This window comes from Priestia sp. BR_2, assembly GCF_041954005.1.
Classification (GTDB): domain Bacteria; phylum Bacillota; class Bacilli; order Paenibacillales; family Paenibacillaceae; genus Paenibacillus_AQ; species Paenibacillus_AQ lautus_A.
This window is the reverse complement of record NZ_JAVFHM010000328.1, coordinates 144,498-165,508: the sequence shown is the minus strand read 5'-3', so window position 1 is coordinate 165,508 and position 21,011 is coordinate 144,498. Positions and strand designations below refer to the sequence as shown.

General features: G+C 51.7%; 23 protein-coding genes. 20 read left to right on the top strand and 3 right to left on the bottom strand.

The features are described 5' to 3' along the window. Positions 1 to 43: 43 nt before the first annotated feature. Positions 44 to 937: an AraC family transcriptional regulator gene (locus tag RB298_RS28930; RefSeq protein WP_486049767.1), complete on the bottom strand. Its 894-nt coding sequence runs from the start codon at positions 935 to 937 to the stop codon at positions 44 to 46. A 168-nt stretch (positions 938 to 1,105) separates the two neighbouring features. Between RB298_RS28930 and RB298_RS28925 the strand changes: the two genes are divergently transcribed. Beyond that, positions 1,106 to 4,444, top strand: a complete 3,339-nt coding sequence (locus tag RB298_RS28925) for a tetratricopeptide repeat protein (RefSeq protein WP_486049765.1) — start codon at positions 1,106 to 1,108, stop codon at positions 4,442 to 4,444. Positions 4,445 to 4,540: 96 nt separating this feature from the next. Next, the gene (locus RB298_RS28920) at positions 4,541 to 5,494 is read left to right on the top strand and encodes an aldose epimerase family protein (RefSeq protein ID WP_096776851.1); all 954 of its coding nucleotides are present in this window, start codon (positions 4,541 to 4,543) and stop codon (positions 5,492 to 5,494) included. A 33-nt stretch (positions 5,495 to 5,527) separates the two neighbouring features. Here RB298_RS28920 and RB298_RS28915 read toward each other — a convergent pair whose 3' ends face one another. Then, positions 5,528 to 6,280, bottom strand: coding sequence for an MBL fold metallo-hydrolase (locus RB298_RS28915; protein WP_486049764.1), 753 nt, complete (start codon positions 6,278 to 6,280; stop codon positions 5,528 to 5,530). A gap of 336 nt (positions 6,281 to 6,616) precedes the next feature. Here RB298_RS28915 and RB298_RS28910 point away from each other — a divergent pair, with 336 nt between their 5' ends. From RB298_RS28910 to pyrE, 13 genes are all read left to right on the top strand, one after another. Continuing rightward, positions 6,617 to 7,405: an ABC transporter ATP-binding protein gene (locus tag RB298_RS28910; protein ID WP_192572590.1), complete on the top strand. Its 789-nt coding sequence runs from the start codon at positions 6,617 to 6,619 to the stop codon at positions 7,403 to 7,405. A 46-nt stretch (positions 7,406 to 7,451) separates the two neighbouring features. Beyond that, positions 7,452 to 8,567, top strand: coding sequence for a winged helix DNA-binding domain-containing protein (locus RB298_RS28905; protein WP_486049761.1), 1,116 nt, complete (start codon positions 7,452 to 7,454; stop codon positions 8,565 to 8,567). Then, a complete protein-coding gene (locus tag RB298_RS28900; RefSeq protein WP_015736499.1) occupies positions 8,552 to 8,995 on the top strand; it encodes a DinB family protein in 444 nt (147 codons plus the stop codon). Before RB298_RS28905 ends, RB298_RS28900 begins: the two co-directional genes overlap by 16 nt. Positions 8,996 to 9,043: 48 nt before the next feature. Beyond that, complete coding sequence (locus RB298_RS28895) at positions 9,044 to 9,382, top strand: YrdB family protein (protein ID WP_486049759.1); 339 nt, start codon at positions 9,044 to 9,046, stop codon at positions 9,380 to 9,382. A gap of 273 nt (positions 9,383 to 9,655) precedes the next feature. After that, entirely contained in the window at positions 9,656 to 10,573 is a 918-nt protein-coding gene (locus RB298_RS28890; RefSeq protein WP_486049757.1) for a Gfo/Idh/MocA family protein, read from the top strand. 142 nt (positions 10,574 to 10,715) lie between these two features. Beyond that, complete coding sequence (locus tag RB298_RS28885; protein ID WP_486049797.1) at positions 10,716 to 11,192, top strand: NUDIX domain-containing protein; 477 nt, start codon at positions 10,716 to 10,718, stop codon at positions 11,190 to 11,192. Between the two features lie 279 nt (positions 11,193 to 11,471). After that, positions 11,472 to 11,759, top strand: a complete 288-nt coding sequence (locus tag RB298_RS28880) for a hypothetical protein (protein ID WP_015736495.1) — start codon at positions 11,472 to 11,474, stop codon at positions 11,757 to 11,759. Between the two features lie 54 nt (positions 11,760 to 11,813). Then, positions 11,814 to 12,218 carry an RDD family protein gene (locus RB298_RS28875; RefSeq protein ID WP_009589894.1) on the top strand — a complete coding sequence of 135 codons (405 nt, stop codon included), beginning with the start codon at positions 11,814 to 11,816 and terminating at the stop codon, positions 12,216 to 12,218. Positions 12,219 to 12,241: 23 nt separating this feature from the next. Further along, a complete protein-coding gene (locus RB298_RS28870) occupies positions 12,242 to 12,799 on the top strand; it encodes a hypothetical protein (protein ID WP_255250671.1) in 558 nt (185 codons plus the stop codon). A gap of 2 nt (positions 12,800 to 12,801) precedes the next feature. Further along, positions 12,802 to 13,467: an HAD family hydrolase gene (locus RB298_RS28865; RefSeq protein WP_369682854.1), complete on the top strand. Its 666-nt coding sequence runs from the start codon at positions 12,802 to 12,804 to the stop codon at positions 13,465 to 13,467. 109 nt (positions 13,468 to 13,576) lie between these two features. Continuing rightward, positions 13,577 to 13,858, top strand: a complete 282-nt coding sequence (locus RB298_RS28860; RefSeq protein ID WP_096776817.1) for a hypothetical protein — start codon at positions 13,577 to 13,579, stop codon at positions 13,856 to 13,858. Between the two features lie 343 nt (positions 13,859 to 14,201). Beyond that, positions 14,202 to 15,080 carry an HAD family hydrolase gene (locus tag RB298_RS28855; protein ID WP_096776816.1) on the top strand — a complete coding sequence of 293 codons (879 nt, stop codon included), beginning with the start codon at positions 14,202 to 14,204 and terminating at the stop codon, positions 15,078 to 15,080. After that, positions 15,077 to 15,610, top strand: coding sequence for an orotate phosphoribosyltransferase (gene pyrE, locus RB298_RS28850; protein WP_441007219.1), 534 nt, complete (start codon positions 15,077 to 15,079; stop codon positions 15,608 to 15,610). The genes RB298_RS28855 and pyrE overlap by 4 nt, the downstream gene beginning before the upstream one ends. Positions 15,611 to 15,734: 124 nt before the next feature. Here the strand turns inward: pyrE and RB298_RS28845 are convergent, their stop codons facing one another. Next, complete coding sequence (locus RB298_RS28845) at positions 15,735 to 16,601, bottom strand: LysR family transcriptional regulator (RefSeq protein WP_486049753.1); 867 nt, start codon at positions 16,599 to 16,601, stop codon at positions 15,735 to 15,737. Positions 16,602 to 16,745: 144 nt separating this feature from the next. Between RB298_RS28845 and RB298_RS28840 the strand changes: the two genes are divergently transcribed. The 5 genes from RB298_RS28840 to RB298_RS28820 all read left to right on the top strand — a co-directional run bounded on the left by RB298_RS28840 (position 16,746) and on the right by RB298_RS28820 (position 20,848). Further along, complete coding sequence (locus RB298_RS28840) at positions 16,746 to 17,093, top strand: DMT family transporter (RefSeq protein WP_096776813.1); 348 nt, start codon at positions 16,746 to 16,748, stop codon at positions 17,091 to 17,093. Beyond that, positions 17,093 to 17,407: a DMT family transporter gene (locus RB298_RS28835; protein ID WP_009589782.1), complete on the top strand. Its 315-nt coding sequence runs from the start codon at positions 17,093 to 17,095 to the stop codon at positions 17,405 to 17,407. The genes RB298_RS28840 and RB298_RS28835 overlap by 1 nt, the downstream gene beginning before the upstream one ends. A 141-nt stretch (positions 17,408 to 17,548) precedes the next feature. Next, on the top strand, positions 17,549 to 19,243 hold the full coding sequence (locus RB298_RS28830; RefSeq protein ID WP_096776847.1) for a M3 family oligoendopeptidase: 1,695 nt from the start codon (positions 17,549 to 17,551) through the stop codon (positions 19,241 to 19,243). A gap of 139 nt (positions 19,244 to 19,382) precedes the next feature. Then, positions 19,383 to 20,264 (top strand): GNAT family N-acetyltransferase, encoded by an 882-nt coding sequence (locus RB298_RS28825; RefSeq protein ID WP_096776812.1) that lies wholly within the window; start codon positions 19,383 to 19,385, stop codon positions 20,262 to 20,264. Positions 20,265 to 20,302: 38 nt separating this feature from the next. Further along, a complete protein-coding gene (locus RB298_RS28820) occupies positions 20,303 to 20,848 on the top strand; it encodes an NUDIX hydrolase (RefSeq protein WP_096776811.1) in 546 nt (181 codons plus the stop codon). Positions 20,849 to 21,011: the final 163 nt, after the last annotated feature.

Sequence of the window (21,011 nt, the reverse complement as noted above, 5' to 3'; positions counted from 1 at the left end):
CCTCAATCTGTATTAGTTACACATAAATCATAGAAAAGGCATACTACCCCTTCCGGGTATCTCGGTATTCGGAAGGGGATTTCCCCATGATTTTTTTGAACAGCCGCGAGAAGTAGTAGGGATCCTGGAAGCCGAGACGGTGGCTGATCTCCTTGACGCTCTCGCCGGTCAGGTCCAGATGCTGGCAGGCCCGCTGGATTTTGAGCCGCAGATAGTAATCGATGGGGGAGTAGCCCGTCGCTTCCTTGAACCGGAAGGTGAAGTGCGGTATGGACAGATTGGCGTAGGCCGCCAGCTCCTTCAGGCTCACATGGCCCTCCAGATGCTCGGTCATGAACCGAAGCGTCTGTTCCATGTCATGCTTGTTGTGCTGGTGTTGCCCCCGCTGCGGTTGGAGCCGGGCGAGGCGGATGATGGCCGCCAAGTGGCCGGCGAGCTGCGAGACATGGATGATATGGTTCAGCGTATATCCTTTTTGCAGCAGCTCGTAACTTTCCTGAAACAGCTCCGCGATGCTCCTTGACTGGTCGACCGGAACGATGGCGGGTTCGGCTGCGCCGGTAAAGCCCTCGAACAATAAACCTGCATGCGTCCCCTTCATGTGCCACCAGTAAATGCTCCAGGGCTGAAACTCCGATGAAGCATATTCATGCGGCGTATCCGGCGGAATGACAACCGCCTGCCCTTTGAGCAGAGAATAGGTTTTGCCGCCGTTCAACCGGTACCAGCCTTCCCCCTCCACGCAGTAGATTAAGATGTACGCGCCGCTGCCTTCCGGGCGTTCCCGGTAGTGATGCAGCGCACGCGGAAAGTACCCGACGTCGGTTACGTGCAGCGGTTCCACAAGCGGATGACGGGCAGCCTCTTTCATAATATGATCCGGGAGGACAATGATTTTCTGGGACTCGAATCCGTCTGGTTTTCGTATGGTATCCATAGCTTTACTATGAATCGGAACGGAATTGTTGTCAACCGGATGGAGCGCCCAATAATCAGAATATAATCCATCATCAACATGATATCGTCAATGGCTCTTCGGCAGGCCGGCTTATAAGATAGAGACATAACGCAGCCAACGCGGATGCTAATGGAGGGATGACGACTCATGACAAAACAACGGCAAGTGAGCGTACGGGAAGAGACCGTGGAGATTCCCACGTATGAAGTGGGGAAGCCGGACCTGAACCCGATGTTTTTGGAGAAACGGGTGTATCAGGGGAGCTCGGGGCGTGTCTATCCGCTGCCGGTCATCGATAAAATTTACGATGAGAAAGTATTAAAGCCCTACCGGATCATTTTCCTTGAAAATGAGTACGTGCAGATTCAGATCATGCCGCAGATTGGCGGTCGGATCTACCGGGCCATCGATAAAACCAACAACTATGATTTTGTATACCACAATCAAGTGATCAAGCCGGCTTTGGTTGGCCTTGCGGGTCCATGGATATCCGGGGGAATCGAGTTCAACTGGCCGCAGCATCACCGTCCGAACACCTATGGCGAGGTGGAGTGGAGTCTAACGGATCACCCGGACGGCAGCAAGACGGTATGGGTCGGCGAGATCGACCGGATGTACGGCACGAAGGTGTCTACCGGCTTCACGCTGTATCCGGGCAAGGCGTATCTTGAAATTCACGCGCAAATGTACAATCGGACTTCGGAGCCGCAGACCTTTCTGTGGTGGGCGAATCCGGCCGTAGCGGTCAACGATCATACCCAATCCGTATTTCCGCCGGACGTTCATGCGGTGTTCGATCATGGGAAGCGGGACGTGTCCAAATTCCCGATCGCAACCGGCACGTACTATAAGCAGGACTATTCGGCGGGCGTCGATATTTCCATGTACCGCAACATTCCCGTTCCGACCTCCTATATGGCTTATCATTCGGATTACGATTTCGTCGGCGGATATGACCATGGCTTGAAAGCCGGGATTCTGCATGTCGCCAATAAACATATATCTCCCGGCAAAAAACAGTGGACGTGGGGGCACGGCGAATTCGGCCAGGCCTGGGATCGCAACCTGACCGACGAAGACGGTCCGTACATCGAGCTCATGACCGGCGTGTATACCGATAACCAGCCCGATTTCACCTGGCTGGCGCCGTATGAGGAGAAAAGCTTCAAGCAGTACTTCATGCCCTATAAAGACATTGGGCTCGTGAAGAATGCGTCCATTGACGCCGCCGTAAATCTCGAAGTCCACGGTCTTAAGGCCGTCGTACATGCTTATGCAACCTCGGTTATCGAAGAGGCTCGCATTCTGGTGACGGGAGCGGGAAGCATCTGCTTGGATCGAAAGGTCAAGCTGTCGCCGGCCGACACCTTCCAGGCCGAGATCGAACTCGCCTCAGGTATGAGGGAGGAAGATGTACGGGTCGCGGTACTCGCTGCGGACGGCAGAGAGCTGGTCGCTTACCAGCCCAAGCCGCGTACCTTAGAGCGAACGCCGGACCCGGCTACGGCGATTGGCAAGCCGGAGGAACTGAAGAATACCGAAGCGTTGTTCTTGGCTGGGCAGCATCTGGAGCAGTACCGGCACGCAACCTATGAACCGGAAGCCTATTATGTGGAAGGTCTAAGGCGCGATGCGGGAGATGCAAGGCTGAACAATGCCTATGGTTTGCTCCTGCTGCGCAGAGGGTGCTTTACGCAGAGTGAGGTTTATTTTAGAAAAGCGATCGAAACCTTGACCCGACATAACGCCCGGCCCTATGACAGCGAACCGTTCTATCATTTGGGGAAAGCCTTGAAGTGGCAGGGCCGTTTGGATGAAGCGTACGCTTATCTGTACAAATCGGTCTGGTCGGGGGCATGGCAAGGGGCGGGATATCTGGCTTTGGCCCAGATTGCCTGCGGGAAGGGGGAATATGAGGAAGCGTTCGAGCTGATCGAACGATCCCTGGCTGCCCAGTACCGTAATTATAAGGCGCGGCATCTCAAGAGTATCGTCTTAAGAAAGCTGGGACGCTTGGCCGATGCGGCATCATGGCTTGAGGAAACGCTCAAGCTGGATCCCATGGATGCGGGCGCAATGAACGAGCTGGCAGCCGTATATCAAGAACTGAAGCAAGAGGACAAGAGCCGGCATGTCTACGAATCGCTTGTCCAGCGCCTGCGCGATAATCCGCACCATTATATTGCCATAGCTCAGGACTATGCGGATGCAGGCCAATATGGCGACGCTTTGGATGTGCTGCAGCGCATCGAACGCCTTACGGCATCAGCCGTCTATCCGATGGTTTATTACTACCAAGGCAGTGCGCTCATGAAGATGAACCGGGCGGAAGAGGCATCCGCTTGCTACCGATTGGCTTCGGAGGCCGATCCCTCGTACTGCTTCCCGAATTCCCTGCATGACTACGTGACGTTAAAGCAGGCGCTCAGCGTACAGCCGCAGGATGCGAAGGCGTTGTACTACTTAGGGAATCTGCTGTACGACAAGAAGCGCTGCGAGGAGGCCATAAGCAGCTGGGAAGCTTCGGTTGCTTTGGATGGCAGCTTCGCTACGCCGCATCGGAATCTGGCGCTTGCTTACTATAACAAGAGGCAGGACCACGATAAAGCATTGTCATCCCTGCAAACCGCTTTCTCGCTGAATCCGGCGGATGCCAGGATCTTCTACGAGCTTGACCAATTGTATAAAAAGCTCGGTCATGCTCCGGCTGATCGCTTGAAAGCGATGGAGGAGCACTTGGAGCTGGTCGAGCAGCGGGATGATGTATATCTGGAATATTTGACGCTGCACAATACGCTGAATCGTTATGAGGAGGCGCTCGGATTGATTCTGAAACGCAACTTTCACCCTTGGGAAGGCGGCGAGGGCAAGGTGCCGGCCCAGTATGTATTGGCCCGCGTGGAGCTAGCGAAGCAGCTGCTTCAGGATCGTCGCTATGAGGAAGCCGTAGAGCAGCTGCTTGCTGCCAAGCAATATCCGCTCAACATCAATGAAGGGAAGCTGACGGGAGCGCAGGAGAATAACATCGATTATTACTTGGGCTGCGCATACGAGGGGCTGAGCTTGTCCGAAGAGGCGGAGGCGTGCTTCCTGAAAGCTTCGGAGGGGCTGGATGAGCCGACCAGCGCGATGTATTACAACGATCAGCCGCCGCACATGATTTTTTATCAAGGGGCCGCGCTGCATAGGCTGGGCCGGGAGAATGAAGCCCGCAGCCGGTTTAACAAGCTGATCGATTACGGGGAGAAGCATATATTCGAGCCTCAGAGCATTGATTACTTTGCCGTATCGCTTCCGGACTTCCTGGTGTTTGATGAAGATCTGGACCGAAGGAACGAAATTCATTGCCGCTATATGATGGGGCTCGGTCATCTTGGACTTGGTGACCGGCAGTCCGCGGAAACCCTGTTCCGCGAGGTGCTGCAGCTGGAGTCTCACCATCAAGGAGCTGCGCTGCATTTGGCGCTTTGCAAGACGTTGGTGTAAGAGATTTACACTTCATTCTCAAGGGCCGTTACGAACGGTCCTTGAGCATTTGTGCATTCCGGGTGATGCGTTGACTAAACGGAGGGGATGACGATGATGATCTGGAGCAAAGGGATGCTGGATGGATATGAGGTTTGGACAGGGCGCACGGAGGTGATGGAGATGGTCGTGGTACCTGAACTCGGAAGCAGGGTCATCTCGCTTCGCAATCGAATGACAGGCCGGGAATGGCTGGTGCAGCCTGCTGGAGTTCTGGAAAAGAACGGGTATGCAAGCTCCTTCGGAAAGCGGGACGGCAGCGGCTGGGACGAAATGTTTCCAACGATCAATGTCTGCCGGTATCCCGCGCATCCATGGGAAGGAACGGAGCTTCCGGATCATGGCGAGGTATGGTCCATTCCATGGAAGGCGCACAGCGAGGAAGAACAGCTTCACTGCAGCGTGCAGGGAATCCGAATTCCTTATCGGCTGCGCAAAACCTACTCCTTCCCCCGTGAAGATACCTTACGGATCGATTATGCCGTTCATAATGCGAGTCCGTTCCCATTCTCTTTCCTATGGGCTGCGCATCCGTTGTTTCAAATCGATGAAGGCGCAGAGATTATCGTTCCACACGAGCTGAGGGAGATCATCGTATCGTACTCGGCGAACGGTCGATTGGGAGAATCCGGCGATATTCGGAAATGGCCGCAGCCATGGGAGGAACACCCCCATGTCCGCTTGAATCGTACCGCCAGCAGGCTTGAAGCATCGGCGGAGAAGTTTTATTTTGCTGGTGAGCTGCCGGAGGGGACAGCCTCCATTTACGATCCGGTTGCAGGTGAAGGACTACGCATGATGTTTCCTAAAGAGCAGGTGCCTTATCTAGCGATATGGGCGAACTATGGCGGCTATCAGGGACAGTATCATCTTGCGCTTGAGCCTGCGACGGGGCTGCTCGATGATCTCTCGCATGCGATGCATCGTCAGGCAGCGGCCGAAGTGCCGGCCGGCGGCACGTATACGTGGTACCTTGAGATTAGCTGGATTAACGGCAGAAGAACGAAGTGAAGTCTTCTTGATCGACAGTGGACCGGCAATCGCTTAAGGATAAGCCAATTCACGAATGCGCTGGTTGGGATTGTCCGTAAATAATCCGCCGTGGTAACAGATCACGTTGCGGATATCATAGTGAGTGAGCTTCTGCAAGGAGAGCCGGGCGAACGCCAAATCAAAAGTAGTTGCCGGATCCGGCCCGATCAGTTGCCCCTCTCTGACGTTCAGCGCATCCGCTGCAATCAGGGTTTTGCTTGGTATATGATATAAACTGGTGTGGCCGGGTGTATGGCCCGGCGTATGGATCGCGATGATACCGCCGCCAAACGGCAGCTCTTCGCCGTCGCGCAACATGCGGTTCACGGGTGCTGAGGGCGGGTTCTCCAGCGTGTGTTTAAACGCGTTCCTCCACTCCGGCGGCACGTTATCCGGCAACGAAGCCAGCGCTTGCGCGATAGCCTCGGGCGATAATTTGACAAGGCTTGTATCTCCTTCGATATAAGGCTTTTCGATTTCGCTGGCGAACACTTCCGGGGCTTGTTTGCAGTGCTGGATAATAGCTGGCAAACTGCCGATATGATCCAAATCCTGGTGTGTTATAATAATTTTGCTAACATCCTGAACGGAAAAGCCGCAGTCCGATATCTGCTCCTGAATCAGCGGGAGCTGACCGGGATAGCCAGTATCGATAAGCACCCGATTCTGATGATCCCAGAGGAATGTCGGGTGGATCGTTTCGGTACGTCCCATCATGGCTGCGGAAATTTCCAGCATGGCAATGCCTTGATCGATTAGTAGCATGTTTACATACCTCCACTACATTGGAATGTCTTCTCCCAAATTCAATGTCCAGAGAAGAACGAGCAGAAGTAGATTATCAAATCAACAAACCTTTGTAAACAGAAAAATATTTTATTATAACATAAAAATAATTATTTGTCAATATTTATTTTATGAAACTAAAATCCTCGTTTAGGCATGAAATGTCCTGCCTGGCATACTTCGCATGATTCCAAGTCGTAGGCGGATCACAAGGCGGGGTTTCATCTCCCTATTGAGGAATATGTAATTGCTGGTATAATCCTTGAAAAGAGAAACGAAATAGCGCAGCAGATTGAAGAAGGAGAGGGAGCGGCAATGAGCACGATGATTGAACTGAATGACGTAACCTGGAGACGGGAGCAAAAGACCGTTCTTACCGGCGTGGATTGGACCGTGCAGCAAGGGGAGCATTGGGCGGTGCTCGGACTGAACGGCTCCGGGAAGACAACCATTTTGAATATGATTAACGGTTACATCTGGCCGACCAGCGGCACGGTTTCGGTGCTCGGGCATCGCTTTGGCAGGGTGGATTTAAGAGAACTGCGTAAATCGATAGGCTGGGTCAGCTCCTCGCTGCAGGAAAGAATCCGCCCGAGCGAGTCCACGCTGGACGTCGTGATTAGCGGCAAACACGCCTCGATCGGACTGTATCAGAAGGTGGATGAAGCAGACCGGGAACGGGCCGAGCAGCTGATGAAGGATTTTAATTGTATTCATCTGCTGGGGCGTACATATGAAACTTGTTCGCAAGGGGAGAAGCAGAAGCTGCTGATCGCCCGGGCCCTCATGGCTTCGCCAAGGCTGTTGATACTGGACGAGGCCTGCAACGGACTGGATTTTCTGTCGAGGGAAGCGCTGCTGTCCAGCATAACGGCACTGGCTTCAAAGCCCGATGCGCCGACCTTGCTGTTCGTTACGCATCATATCGAAGAAATCCTGCCGATTTTCTCGCACTCCTTGCTCATCCGCCGGGGCACCGTCTTCGGAAAGGGACGTTCCCGGGACATGCTGACCAGCGACAATTTGACCTCGTTCTTTGAGACGCCGGTCGAGGTGAGCTGGCAGAATGATCGGGCATGGATGTCCATTCCGGACTTGAAATAGAAGCTTTGCGTCCGACAATATTCATGGCCTGGGAGAGTGGATAGATGTGCTAAGTCACACCATAGCGAATCAACGGCTCTACAATCAGCGCATAACAGGGATGAAGCATGTGAGCCCGGTAGAAGCAGTAAGAGAATTAGGCGCTGTTCAGGCACAGGATTACCACCAAGCGGTATGGGGAATCGGTCTCCGTACGCAGTCCGCCAAGATATCCGATGTGGAGCAGGCCGTGATCGATCGCAAAATCGTGCTGACTTGGCCGATGCGTGGAACGATTTTCTTCGTGCCTGCGGAGGATGCCAAGTGGATGCTGAGGCTGACGGCATCGCGGTTGCACACGAATGATAAGAAGAAGCAGGCCGAACTTGAGCTTGACGAAGGTACGCTCCATCAATGCCGTACGATCATAGGCAACGCGCTGAGGGGCTGTTCACCCGTATCCCGTCCCAAACTGATGGAGCTGCTGGAGGAAGCGGGGATCAGCACCAAGAATGGCCGCGGCTATTACATTCTCGGATATTTGGGGCGGACCGGCATGATCTGTTTCGGCCCGCATGAAGGCAAACAGCAAAGCTTCGTGCTGCTCGACGAGTGGGTCCCGAATTCAAGGGAGCTATCGCTCGAAGAATCGCTGGCGGAGCTTGCGCTCCGCTATTTTACAGGTCATGGGCCTGCAACGATCCAGGATTTTGCATGGTGGGTCGGATTAACGCTGACAGAAGCTAAACGAGGCTTTGAGGCCGTCCGATCCAATCTTCGTTTAGATTTTGTCAACGGCACGGAATACTGGAGCTCTGTTACTGGGCCATCCGCGTCCGCTGATACGGATTCGGCGGTTCTGCTTCCGGGTTTTGATGAATATTACTTGGGGTACAAGGATCGCAGCGCAATTATTGAGTCAGAGCATGATGCCAAAATCGCTCCCTTTCGCAACGGGGTTTTCCAACCCATCATGGTCGCAGGGGGAGAAGTGGTCGGTATCTGGAAGCGGGAGATCAAGCGCAGCGGCATCGAAATCACGTTAAGCCCGTTCTCGCCGCTTGGCGATCGAAAAGAGGCGTTTCGGGAGGCGGCTAAACATTACAGTGATTTCATGGGCCTGCCGATTACACGAATAGAATCATTAACGAGAAGGAGGAATAACGCATGGAATCCATTATGAAGCTGGAATCTTTGATCTCTGAAGTAACGGAGATTGTAACGGCAATCGACGAGGTGGAATTCAATCTGAAGCTTACGCCTGATAAATGGTCCAAGAAGGAGATCCTGGGCCATCTATGCGATTCGGCGGTCAATAACCATATCCGGTTTGTAAAAATATTGGTGTCGGATTACCCTATCGCGATTCAAGGTTACGCGCAGAACGATTGGGTCCGGGTGAACGATTACCAGAATCGATATGATCAATCGGATGTCCTGGCACTGTGGCAGCAGGTTAACCGGATGATTCTGCGGGTCATGCAAAGAGCCGATTCATCCGACTTCCAGAAGAAATGCGTGCTGCCCGATAAAACGGAGGTCACGCTGGAGTGGTTGTTTAACGATTATGTTGATCACCTGATCCATCATTTGGAGCAAATCGAGCTTTGATGCCTGCGGTAAAAATAAGCGCATGACTGAAACGGAAGGTGTCCCTCCATGTTCAAAGTACTGAATCTCGCCCTCCGATTTATGTTGGAATTGATTCTGTTATTTTCGATAGGTTACTGGGGCTTCCATTATGGTTCCGGGCTCGCGGCACAGGCAGTTCTCGGGATCGGATTGCCGCTGCTGGCAGCCGTCATCTGGGGCATGACCATATCGCCGAAGGCAAGGGTCAAGCTGCCGCTTGCCGTCGTGCTGCTTATTGAATTCTTCATTTTTGCGACCGCGGTTGCTTGCCTGATCGACTCTGGTTTAATAACCTTTGCCATCGTGTTCGCTATCGTGGCTATGGCCAACCGCTTCTTCGTGATCAAGTGGAGGATGCAGCCATAGTATATTGAAAGTGCGCATTATGCAATTGCATAACACATTTATAAGCTCATGCGAAAGACGGCCCCTCATCTGGTTGACAGATGGAGGCGGTCTTTTTGTATTGGATCCAGGTGCAGGATAAAAGACGATTTAAAGTCACGTCCTTTAGTCGAACAGGATGATATGATGGTTGAAAGAAAAGCCTATGTCCGGCAGCTGGATATCCTCAGTAATGTAGTGAGTGGAAAATCAGCGTGATCATCTAAAATGCTGAAGGTAAAGGAGAATGAACTTATGAATATGAAGATCGGTATGATTGGTTTGGATACATCCCATGTTTCCATTTTCTCGAAAATGCTCCATGACAAGTCGCATCCATATCACGTTCCGGGTGCACGGGTGACGGCTGCTTTTCCCGGAGGGTCGCCGGACTTTGAGCTGAGCATAAACCGAGTGGAGGGATATACAAAGGAACTCGCGGCATGGGGAACGGAGATATTGGAGAGTCCGGAAGACGTGGCCAAACAGGTCGATGCCGTCATGCTGGAAGCGGTGGACGGAAGGTCGCATCTGTCTTTATTTCGCGCGATTGCTCCTTATTGCAAACAGGTATTTATTGATAAGCCGTTTGCGGTGAGCAGTAAGGACGCAAGGGAAATTGCCGAATTGGCGGAGCAGTATCAGGTGACCGTTATGAGTTGCTCGTCTCTCCGGTATGCTCAAGGATTACAGGATGAATTGGCTCGGGGCGGGGCGGATAATATCATTGGCGTGGATTGCGCAGGACCGCTTCCCCTTCAACCTACGCAGCCGGGATTTTTCTGGTACGGCATTCATGCGGCTGAAATGCTGTACCGTGTTCTCGGACCCGGATGCGTAAGCGTCCATGTAGCCGCAACGGAGCTGCACGAGGTGTTAACGGCGGTTTGGAATGACGGGAGGATCGGAACGATACGGGGCAATCGGGCAGGCAACGACCGCTTCGGGTTGACCGTTCATCGCGCGGAGGCCAGCAGCTTCGTGGACATCATGGAGCACCCCAAGCCCTATTATGCCAGTCTGCTGGATCAGATCATGAAGATGTTCACGACGGGGGTTTCCGATGTTCCCTTATCCGAAACGCTGGAGATCGTTCGTTTTCTGGAGGCGGCGAATGTTTCCCGCGTAACGGGAGAAAACGTGAGACTGGATGATAGCGATCGAAGTGAATGATAGCAGAACAAACACGGGATATACTGACTAGCGATATACTGAGGAAAGGATGCATCATATTTCCATATCGGCCGCGTTGATTGTATGATAGACAGATCAAGTACGTTCGGCCGTTTTTTGTAAGCCGGGAGAGGTGGTTATGATGACGTATCACATTCGGGTGAGACCGACAGCCTTGGTTCTGAGGGATGAGTCTGTGTTATTAGTCGAGTATGTAGATGAAAACGGATTGCATTATAATTTGCCGGGGGGCGGGGCCGAGCCGGGGGAGTCGATCGTGGAGGGAGCCTTGAGGGAATTGCGTGAGGAAACCACGCTGGAGGCGCAGGTGGGGCCTGTTGCATTCGTGTACGAGTATGCTCCGCATAAACAGTCCAGAGATAACATATCGGGCATCCATACGTTATACATCGTGTTCGAATGTTATCCGCTTGAAGGGTCATTTCCGAAGCTTCCGGCCGTGCCAGATCCGAATCAAACCGATGTGAAATGGATACCGCTCGAGCAGCTGGACGACATTATTTTGTATCCGAATATTAAGAAACACATCAGACAGTACGCTATGGGTCGCAGAAATATTGAAATGATCGAGGATTTTGTCTTGGACAAATATTCGTGAATTGCTGGGAGTCGTCAGGAAATGGAGGAGCGGATAGCTGCATAATCCGGCCAACGGCACAATAGTGTATAACAAACAGAATGGAATGGCTTCACTACAACGTAGGAAGTCATTCCTTTCTTTTATGTGGCGAATGTTGTTGCGTGTAAAGGTTATTTACTCCTTGGTATGACGACAACGGAATGGGGAAAAGCGGGAAAAACTATTGTTCGATCGGGGACCGAAGCTTACAATGATATCAGGTATTTGGAAAATGTTGTGTGGAAAGAGAGGCGTTCGATGAACCATAAAACGATGGGTATGATATTTATCTGCATTTCGGTGTTCTTGTATGCTGTCCGGTATCTGGCAGCTGCCATATTCGGATCCAACTTGACGTCATGGAGCAAAGAGATGTTTGATTCGATGTTGACCTATGTAGGCAAAGGCCCGCTGGTATTAAGCTGGATCAGCCTGATTGTCGGCATCTTGTGTTTCTTAGGTCCGAGCATCGGCAAATGGAATTCGGAAGATTTGAATAAGATCAAGAAGAACTGGAAGGAATTCGATCCGCCTAATAACAAATGAAGTGTCGGCAGGAAGTCTTTTTTGAGTATGGAGTGAATTCAAGGGGGAGTCGTGATGACCGATAACCAAGTGGCCGGCTTTTGGATCAGGCTAGGGGCCAACATTCTGGATGGACTTATTGTGTCGCTTCCGCTAACGATCATAGCTGGACTTATCACGGGGAATTATGAGAATGAGCCGATCAGTAACTTGATATTCGGTTTATACGGTATCCTGGTGCCGGTGTATTGGAATGGGTATACGATCGGTAAGCGTATGTGCGGCATTCGTATCCGCAAATTCGATTTTCTTGAGCCGCCGGGCCTTGGGACGATGCTGCTTCGGAATCTCGTGGCGGGTATCGTATACGCGTTAACGTTAGGAATCGGGATTATTGTGAGCATCTTTATGGTTGCGCTGCGCGAGGATAAGCGTTCCTTGCACGATTTTATCGCCGGTACGGAAGTTGTATATGATTAGGGAATGAAGGGGTTAACAAGGATATGCGAGTAAGTATCAGCGGAAGGCTAATGCTCACCATGATTGCTACCATGTTATTGATGGCTGGGTGCCATGGACAGAGAAGTAATGATTTCAATGAAGCACAAACTTTGACGGAGGAAGCCCGCAAAGCCGCTGAGATCACCTACATGCAAGTTCCGTACACGCAGCTCCTTTATACCAAAACGGCTCCGGAATTCACCTGGGAGCACCGTTCGGTTGAGCACCTTGATCCGGATATTCAACAGCTTTATGATGACGGCATAAATAGGGCTCCGGGAGGATGGGTGCTTAAAGAAACGGATCAGGAAATTTATCTGTTGGTCAGCGGGGGGCAGCTTCCTTCGGCAAAAGGTTTTCGGATTGCATCCTTGAAGATGACCGACCAAAAGATAGGGGATCAAAAGAATCATCTATACATCACTTTATCTTCTTATGAGGATGATGGGACAGAGGATTACCCCGGCCAGGTAAGCGTCACATCCTTGGTCGCCATACGCAAATCAGGATTACCTAGCGGAGCAGCCATTCATGGCGTTACCATGACGGGAGTTGATTAGATATCGAGTTTAAGATAAAAGGGATTGTCTTTGATATGGATAATACGCTGCTGCATTCCAGCATTGATTTTGGAGCGATGAAAAGAGACATCTATGCCTTTTTGTGCAGTCATAGCATTCTGCCCCCCGGCCTATCCATGGACACCCATACCACCTCAACCGTCATCGCTGAAGCCATGAATACGGGGCAGCTGTCGGAAGAGTTGAGCTGCATGATGTGGGATATCGCCAAGGAACATGAGATCCAAGGGATGACGGGAGCAAAACTTGAAGATGGAGCTATGGAGCTCGTCCAGCAATTACGTGGACAGCTGCATCTTGCTATCGTGACGAATAACGCGGTAGAAGCAGCCATGACTGCACTCGAAGAGAACCGGATTGCTCATTACTTCGATCTCATTATCGGCAGGGAAGCCATGGGCTTATTAAAGCCTGCACCGGATGGATATATGGCGGTGCTGAGGCATTTTCACCATACATCGCCGGAGGAATGGCTGTCTGTCGGAGATGCCTGGGTGGACGGCAAGGCCTCCGAGAGCGCCGGAATTCCGTTTATCGCATATCGTGGGGACATCGCCAAAATGAACCGCATGGGAGTTTTTCCGTTTGCCGAGATTCAGGACATACAAGAAGTCGTGGGGTATCTTCAGCCGCGTATCACTAAATAAATCTTGGAGGTGCCAACCCTATGCTGAGTTTTATAAGGGAAATTCCTCAAAAGAATGAGGTCGTTCGCAGAGCCGGTATTCTGTCGGGCATGCTGGCCGAGGTTATGTGATGAGATGGTATTTGTCCCATGTGTCTCTGACATTATTTATCTGCATCACCTTGTTCACGCTGTACAGCTTCATGTTTCCGCCGGAGGCAGGCAGTCCCTTACAGGGACTGTCGTATGCGTCGATACTCCTGTTGTCGCCCGTGGGGATTCTGTTGGCACTCATTAGCATGACTCGTGGTGAACTATCACGAACCGGTATCACAGCCGTTGTAGGGCATTCCGTACTGCTATTATTTCTTTTTCTATACATGACACTGGGATACCTGATTCTCGGTGTGTAAGGTTACCAAAGAAAGGGCAAGTCATGCCTGCTCTCCGTTCATTCGTTCCCAATGCCTGCAAACAATGCATCCAACACCCGATGTACTAGGATTCAACGGCTTCATTTGCCCGGCGGGGCCTTCATTCCGAGCGGTGAAGCCTTCCCGATGCGGCGCTAACAGCCCTGGCTCAGAAATAAACGCGTATTGAAGCGAAATAAGCAATTAAGCTTTACCATCTTCATCCCGGAAGTTGTATAATCATGGAAGACGTCTAACTCACACGTATGGCCCAGTCTTGGCATGAGCTATTCTAAGGCTGGGTTTTGTCACATACCGGACGGCGAAGGAGGACTGCTTCACTATGAAAAAAAGAGCATATATTACGGATCTCGACGGGACGCTTCTGCGATCGGATCAAACCTTATCACCCTATACGATGAACGTTGTCACGGATGCATTGGAGCGGGACTTGATCGTCACGTATGCGACTGCCCGCGGTTATATTAGCGCTCAAAGCGTCGTTTCGGATATCCCGTGGAAATACCCCGTGATTCTATATAACGGCGCTTTGATATATGACGGGTCGAATCAAACCGTTGTGGATGGATACTGGCTGGAGCGCGACATTTCGAATGAGATTATCTGCGTTGGGAAAAAGCACGGCATTACACCCTTTTATTTCTCGCTCGATAAGGACCAGCGGGAGCGTGTTCTGCATGAGACGCTGCGCAGAGAGGGAGAGATGACGTTCTATGCCGGCCGCCCCCATGATCCGCGGTTCCTGGAAGTGAAGAACTTGAACTGTCCACCGGATTACCGGACGTTGGCTCTTACCTACATCGGATTACATGAAGAATTGGAGCCGATTCGGCAAGAGGTCACGGCATTATACGGCGACGTGATTCATGCTCATATGATGCCGGATTATTACATTCGCAACCACTATTTCCTCGAATTCAGCCATGCCAAAGCAAACAAAAGAGACGGCCTCCAATTATGGTCCGCCCACATGGGGATTGATCTGGAGAACACGGTGGTGTTCGGCGACCACATCAATGATGTCGGCTTGTTCGAAGCCGGAGGCACGCGGATCGCGGTCCGGAATGCGCACGAGACAATCCAGCAGCTGGCTGATCATATTATCGACTCGAATGAGCTGGATGGCGTGGCGTATTATATCGAGCAGCAGATGGAACTGGCGGGAGAGCATACGATTATATCCACACTGGGAGGATCATGATGACGTTGAATTTGGCAAAGGAAATCTATGATGTAACCCATTTAACAGGAACCTTTACTTTACGCTCGGGTCAAACGTCTCATGAGTATTTTGATAAATACATGTTTGAGTCAGATCCCGTTATTCTGGCCCAAGTAGCTGAGGAGCTGGTCGGGCTTATCCCTGAAGACACGGAAGTGTTAGCAGGACTTGAAATGGGAGGAATTCCGATTGCAACTGCGCTATCCTTGAAGTCAGGCACTCCGTCCGCATTTGTAAGAAAAAAAGCAAAGGAATACGGCACCTGCAAATTGGCGGAAGGTGCGGACATTAAGGGTAAACGCGTATGTGTGATTGAGGACGTGGTGACGACAGGAGGACAAATCTTGTTAAGCGTTCACGATTTGAGAGAAGCTGGAGCGGTCGTCGAGCATGTCATTTGCGTCATTGAACGTAATCCGGCAGGAAGACAGAAACTGGAGGAAGCCGGTCTTACTTTGCATTCCCTGTTCAAAATGGAGGAGCTTTTAGCTGCAGGGAATATTGATTAGGCTTGAGAAGAACATTACGAAACATTTCAACGGCCGGACGGTTTGTTCAAGAGGAACTATCGCCTGCATCTCACGGCTGGTTAAATCTCAGCGTGATGTTCAGACCTCCGTCGTTATTTATAACTCATGATCTTCCCTTCATCTCAAAATTGACCTTAACCAGCTCGGCAAAAGCGGAAAACGCCTTGTTCCTGAACCGGTCGTTGCGCCGGACCAGGCTTGTCGAGGTGTGCCGGAAGGCTTCCGGGATCGAGTAGCTGCCCAGATTGGCATATTCTCCGCTTAAGACGGAGCTGGGGAGCAGCGCAGCCGCAAGTCCTGACCGCACGATGCTGAGCTGGGTTTCCAACGAGGAGACCTCGATCATATTGGTTAGCGGAATGCCTTCGCTCAGCAGCCATGCTTCAAGGGCGCTTCGAAACGGGCATCCCGCGGGGGCTACGGCCCATTTGGTTACCGCAAGATCGGGAAAGGGCTGCTCTTTGGATTTGGTCAACAGCATGACTTCATCCTCTTCTATATAATCGGCTACCAGCTTCGGCGGAATGGTTCCTGTCACAAAAGCCCCGTCCAGCTGATAGTTCAGAACTTGAGTAATCAGCTCCGAGGAGCTGCCGGTCAACAGGGACAGCGTGACGTCAGGGTACTTGGTTTGATAGTCGGACAAGGATTGAATGAAGAGCCCGCAATGAACCGTGTCCACGACGCCAATGGCTAATGAACCGCTTGGATACGGCTGTTCCTGCACGGTTCTCACTGCTTCTTCGGACAGGTTGATGATGGTACACGCATAGTCCAGGAACATACGCCCTTTCTCCGTCAAGGTGACTCCATTGGAGTGCCTGTTAAACAAGGGAACCCCCAATTCATTCTCCAGCTTTTTGACCCGTGCCGTTACATTCGACTGCACATACCCAAGCTGCTCCGCGGCGCGGGTGATGTTACCTTCCTGCGCAATCCTGAGAAAAACCCTTAGATCAGTAAGCTCCATGCCAACACCCCTCTCCTTCAGACATCACTAAAAATGATGGCATCATTATTAATGATCATTATACAGCATGCCAAATTTGGATTACAATCACAACGACATCATAAACCGATTTAAACAAATACAGAGTGGAAGGGATGTTGGAGGATGAAGAAGGCATGGTGGCTCTTATTATTGGCGGGAGCGCTGGAGGTTGTCTGGGTATCCGGTTTAAAACATTCCGATGTATGGTGGCAGTGGGTCATCACCATCGCATCGATCGTATTCAGTTTTAAAGTTTTTTTGGACTCCGCGGCGAAGCTCCCCATCGGCACGGTCTATGTGATCTTCACGGGACTCGGCACAGCCGGCACGGTGCTGGTGGAGATTCTCGTGTTTGGCGAGGAAGCGAATCCCGTCAAGCTCCTACTGATTGGCATGCTGGCCGCAGGCGTGCTGGGGCTTAAGCTGGTCACGAAGGATACGGATCGTCAAGCGAAGGAGCGTGGCGTCTAATGGAATGGATCGCTCTGATTGCAGCCGGGTTGTGCGAAGTTCTGGGTGTCATTGCCTTAAGACGGGTAACCCTGCATCGCAGCTTGGGTTCCTACGTTTTTTTAGCCTGTTCGCTTGGCTCCAGTTTCCTGCTGCTGACGTATGCGATGAATTTCATTTCCATGGGAACCGCCTACGCGATTTGGACGGGAATGGGGACGGCAGGCAGCACGCTGCTGGGGATGTTTGCGTTCGGAGAACCGAAGGAATGGCGTCGCATGTTCTTCATCGCTTTGATTCTCGCTTCAGCCATCGGACTTAAGATTATGACGTAACCAGTCGGGGCGTACAGAATTTCATAGACTGTGAAGGATATTCGGATTGGTATATAGAATTTACATATAGTTTGGTGATTTGAAGCTATGCAATCAAACGCCAGGATGCATTTTTTATTTTGGAAAGGACAGGTGTATCTTATGAAATTCAGCGAGTATCGCTATGAACGCCCCGACGTAAAAGCTTTTGAGCAAAAGTTCAAGGAACAACTGAACGCCTTCACCTCCGCCGGCACGTACGAGGAACAGGATGAGGCGATGACCCGTATTAACAAACTTCGCAGCGAGATGGATACCCTGAGCCAACTGGTGTACATCCGCCACTCGATTGATACGAACGACGAGTTCTATAAGGCAGAGCAGGATTTCTTCGACGAGAACGGACCGGTCATCCAGGAATACATAACGGATTATTACCGAGCCCTCGTTGGTTCGAAATTCAGAGCCCAGCTGGAGGACAAATGGGGACGGCAGCTGTTTCAGCTGGCAGAGTTATCGCTCAAAACCTTCAGCCCTGAGATCATCGAGGATTTGCAGCAGGAGAACAAGCTGACGACGGAATATGCGAAGCTGATCGCTTCTGCAAAAATTCAGTTCGAAGGCGAAGAACGCACCCTGTCGCAGCTGATTCCGTTCCAGCAATCGACGGATCGCGATATGCGCAAACGCGCAATGGAGGCTTCCAGCGGTTTCATGGCCGAGAACGAAGCCACCTTCGACCGCATCTATGATGATCTGGTTAAAGTGAGAACCAAGATTGCCAAGAAGCTTGGCTTCAACAATTACGTGGAGCTGGGTTATGCCCGCATGGCTCGCACGGATTACAATGCAGAGATGGTGGCTAATTTCCGTAACCAGGTGCTCGAGCATATCGTTCCGGTTGCATCCAAACTGAAAGAACGTCAGCAGAAGCGGATCGATGTGGACCAACTGCTGTACTACGACGAGAATTTTTCCTTCAAATCGGGGAATGCCACGCCGAAGGGCGACCCGAACTGGATCGTGAACAACGGCGCGAAGATGTACGAGGAATTGTCTCCGGAAACTCACGAGTTCTTCACCTTCATGCAGGAGAACGGCCTTATGGACCTGGTTGCCAAAAAAGGCAAGCAGAGCGGCGGATACTGTACCTATATCAGCGAGTACGGCGCACCGTTTATCTTCTCCAACTTCAACGGGACTTCCGGAGATATTGACGTATTGACGCACGAAGCCGGTCATGCGTTCCAAGTGTACGAGAGCAGAGGTTTCGAGGTACCGGAGTATGGATTCCCGACTTATGAGGCATGCGAAATCCATTCCATGAGCATGGAATTCTTCACTTGGCCGTGGATGGACCGCTTCTTCGAGGACGAGGCGGATAAATACCGCTTCGACCATCTGGCGAGCGGACTCATCTTCATTCCTTACGGGGTGACGGTTGATGAATTCCAGCACTTCGTTTACGAGAATCCGGATGCTACGCCGGCGGAACGGAAACAGGCATGGCGCGAGATCGAGCGGAAATATCTGCCGCACCGGAACTATGATGATAATGCGTATCTGGAGCAAGGCGGCTTCTGGCATAAACAAGGACATATCTTCAATTCGCCGTTCTATTATATCGACTATACGCTGGCTCAAATCTGTGCATTCCAATTCTGGAAGAAGATGCACGAGGACCAATCCGCGGCATGGGCGGATTATCTGCACCTGTGCCGTCAAGGCGGAAGCAAATCCTTCACTGAATTGGTGAAGGTCGCAGGACTGATCTCTCCATTCGAGGATGGCTGCGTCACTTCCGTCATCGGCAGCATCGAAGCTTGGCTGGACAGCGTGGACGATACAGCTCTTTAAATCGTAAATAAGTTATGCAAAGACATGCAGGAGCACACGAGTGGGTACATACTCAGGTGTTTCCTGCATGTTTTTCATAGTGAGCATCTCAAAACGCGACTCACTTTTTAATGCCCATAAACCAGGAGGAATAAAGACCATGATTACGTACAAACCGTTAAGCGAGCTTCCGATCCGGGAAGTATCCGAGCTTTGGAATCTCTCGTTTGAAGGCTACATGGTGAACGCTTCCATGCCGCTGGACCGCTTCATTGCCCGGATCGGGAATGACGCTTTATGTCTGGAGCGCTCACTCGCTTGTTACGTGGATGGCGTACCCGCCGGCATCGTCATGAACAGCTTTCGATTGGATCGCGGCGAATCCATCGCACGTAACGGAGGGACGGCAATAGCTCCGGATTTCCGGGGCAAAGGGATCGGCAAATCCATGATGGAAAAAAACGACGACCTCTATAAGGAGCAAGGCGTGCGTCGTGCCTATTTAGAGGCGATCAGCACGAATGCAGCCGCGATTCGCCTTTATGAAAGCGTCGGATATGAAATCATCGATCGGCTGCTCATCATGACAAATGATCAATCGTTAGAGACGCAGGATCATCAGAATGCATCGACTCCGTTTACGTTGGTCAGAGGCCTAGCCGCGGAGGCTGCCTCCGCAGACTTCTATCGATCCGGCGAAGTCTGGCAGACAGACGCTGCCAGTATCAAGGACGGCGAGTGCGTGCTTGTTTATGAAGGAAAAGAACTTGTGGGCTACGGTTTGTTTAAGCGTGCGTTCGATGCTGCGGGCCGTTTGCAGGCGATCACGCTGTTCCGCTGCGAAGCCGCTCCTGGTTACCGGGATGCCCAAGCCGTGTTGAAGGCAACCGCGCTCGAGATGATGCAGCCTGGTTCCACTTGCAAGCGATCCGCATTCAATATCCGGGCTTCGCATAAGGAATTGGTGGATGTGCTGGAGGCGCTTGGGTTCGCCAGCTCGATGGAGCAGGTGCTTATGGTCCGCGAATACAACGCTACATAGGTTGTATGAATATCTGCAAGGCTGGAGGAATTACGCTTATGAAAAAAAGCACGGATCTAACCCTGTATCCGGCCCTATCGAACGATATCCATTGGGGCGTGGTGCGAGCCCGGTTTGCACTTGGTGAAGATTTCGAAGAATCGATGGTCAGCAATGTCACGATTATTCCATTCGCCGGGGAACGCTGCGTTATTTTTCAGATAGCGGACGGCAGCTGGGAGCTTCCTGGCGGAACCCTGGAGCCTGGCGAGTCTTATATCGAGGGACTCCGGCGGGAAGTAAGGGAGGAGCTTGGCGCAGAACTCGAGTCATACCGGGTCTTTGGCCAGTTTCGCTGCGAGTCCAGCAGCAAGACGCCTTATCGGCCGCATATTCCCCATCCTCAATTTGTCCGATTGGTTGGGTACGGTGATGTACGCATCGTTGGGGAGCCGCTGAATCCCGAGGATGGGGAGCAGGTCATCGCAGTGGAGGCGGTTGATATGGAGGTAGCCGTAAGACGATTGGAGGAGACGGGCAGGCAGGATATCGCGGATCTTTACAAGCTGGCATATACCATACGACAAGGTGACCGCTTAGAGTAATCGACGATGACTCACTAGGTAGGGAGGATCGGTTGTGGGATCTGCCTTACATCCATCCGACATGCCTGAGCAAGATCGAGCTGACCGATGACGTCCCTTCCATCCTCCTGCATGGGGATGTCAGTCATTATAGGGAGGAGCAAGGCGTTTAATGGTCGTCTGA

Bases quoted from the DNA above. Each gene is read 5' to 3' on its own strand.
- RB298_RS28835 (WP_009589782.1), top strand. From the start codon at position 17,093: ATGGAATGGATCGCTCTGATTGCAGCCGGGTTGTGCGAAGTTCTGGGT.
- RB298_RS28860 (WP_096776817.1), top strand. From the start codon at position 13,577: ATGAGATGGTATTTGTCCCATGTGTCTCTGACATTATTTATCTGCATC.
- RB298_RS28915 (WP_486049764.1), bottom strand. From the start codon at position 6,280: ATGCTACTAATCGATCAAGGCATTGCCATGCTGGAAATTTCCGCAGCC.
- RB298_RS28840 (WP_096776813.1), top strand. From the start codon at position 16,746: ATGAAGAAGGCATGGTGGCTCTTATTATTGGCGGGAGCGCTGGAGGTT.
- RB298_RS28885 (WP_486049797.1), top strand. From the start codon at position 10,716: ATGACGTATCACATTCGGGTGAGACCGACAGCCTTGGTTCTGAGGGAT.
- RB298_RS28820 (WP_096776811.1), top strand. From the start codon at position 20,303: ATGAAAAAAAGCACGGATCTAACCCTGTATCCGGCCCTATCGAACGAT.
- RB298_RS28880 (WP_015736495.1), top strand. From the start codon at position 11,472: ATGAACCATAAAACGATGGGTATGATATTTATCTGCATTTCGGTGTTC.
- RB298_RS28895 (WP_486049759.1), top strand. From the start codon at position 9,044: ATGTTCAAAGTACTGAATCTCGCCCTCCGATTTATGTTGGAATTGATT.
- RB298_RS28930 (WP_486049767.1), bottom strand. From the start codon at position 937: ATGGATACCATACGAAAACCAGACGGATTCGAGTCCCAGAAAATCATT.
- RB298_RS28925 (WP_486049765.1), top strand. From the start codon at position 1,106: ATGACAAAACAACGGCAAGTGAGCGTACGGGAAGAGACCGTGGAGATT.
- RB298_RS28870 (WP_255250671.1), top strand. From the start codon at position 12,242: ATGCGAGTAAGTATCAGCGGAAGGCTAATGCTCACCATGATTGCTACC.
- RB298_RS28855 (WP_096776816.1), top strand. From the start codon at position 14,202: ATGAAAAAAAGAGCATATATTACGGATCTCGACGGGACGCTTCTGCGA.
- pyrE (WP_441007219.1), top strand. From the start codon at position 15,077: ATGATGACGTTGAATTTGGCAAAGGAAATCTATGATGTAACCCATTTA.
- RB298_RS28825 (WP_096776812.1), top strand. From the start codon at position 19,383: ATGATTACGTACAAACCGTTAAGCGAGCTTCCGATCCGGGAAGTATCC.
- RB298_RS28900 (WP_015736499.1), top strand. From the start codon at position 8,552: ATGGAATCCATTATGAAGCTGGAATCTTTGATCTCTGAAGTAACGGAG.
- RB298_RS28910 (WP_192572590.1), top strand. From the start codon at position 6,617: ATGAGCACGATGATTGAACTGAATGACGTAACCTGGAGACGGGAGCAA.
- RB298_RS28830 (WP_096776847.1), top strand. From the start codon at position 17,549: ATGAAATTCAGCGAGTATCGCTATGAACGCCCCGACGTAAAAGCTTTT.
- RB298_RS28875 (WP_009589894.1), top strand. From the start codon at position 11,814: ATGACCGATAACCAAGTGGCCGGCTTTTGGATCAGGCTAGGGGCCAAC.
- RB298_RS28845 (WP_486049753.1), bottom strand. From the start codon at position 16,601: ATGGAGCTTACTGATCTAAGGGTTTTTCTCAGGATTGCGCAGGAAGGT.
- RB298_RS28920 (WP_096776851.1), top strand. From the start codon at position 4,541: ATGATCTGGAGCAAAGGGATGCTGGATGGATATGAGGTTTGGACAGGG.
- RB298_RS28890 (WP_486049757.1), top strand. From the start codon at position 9,656: ATGAATATGAAGATCGGTATGATTGGTTTGGATACATCCCATGTTTCC.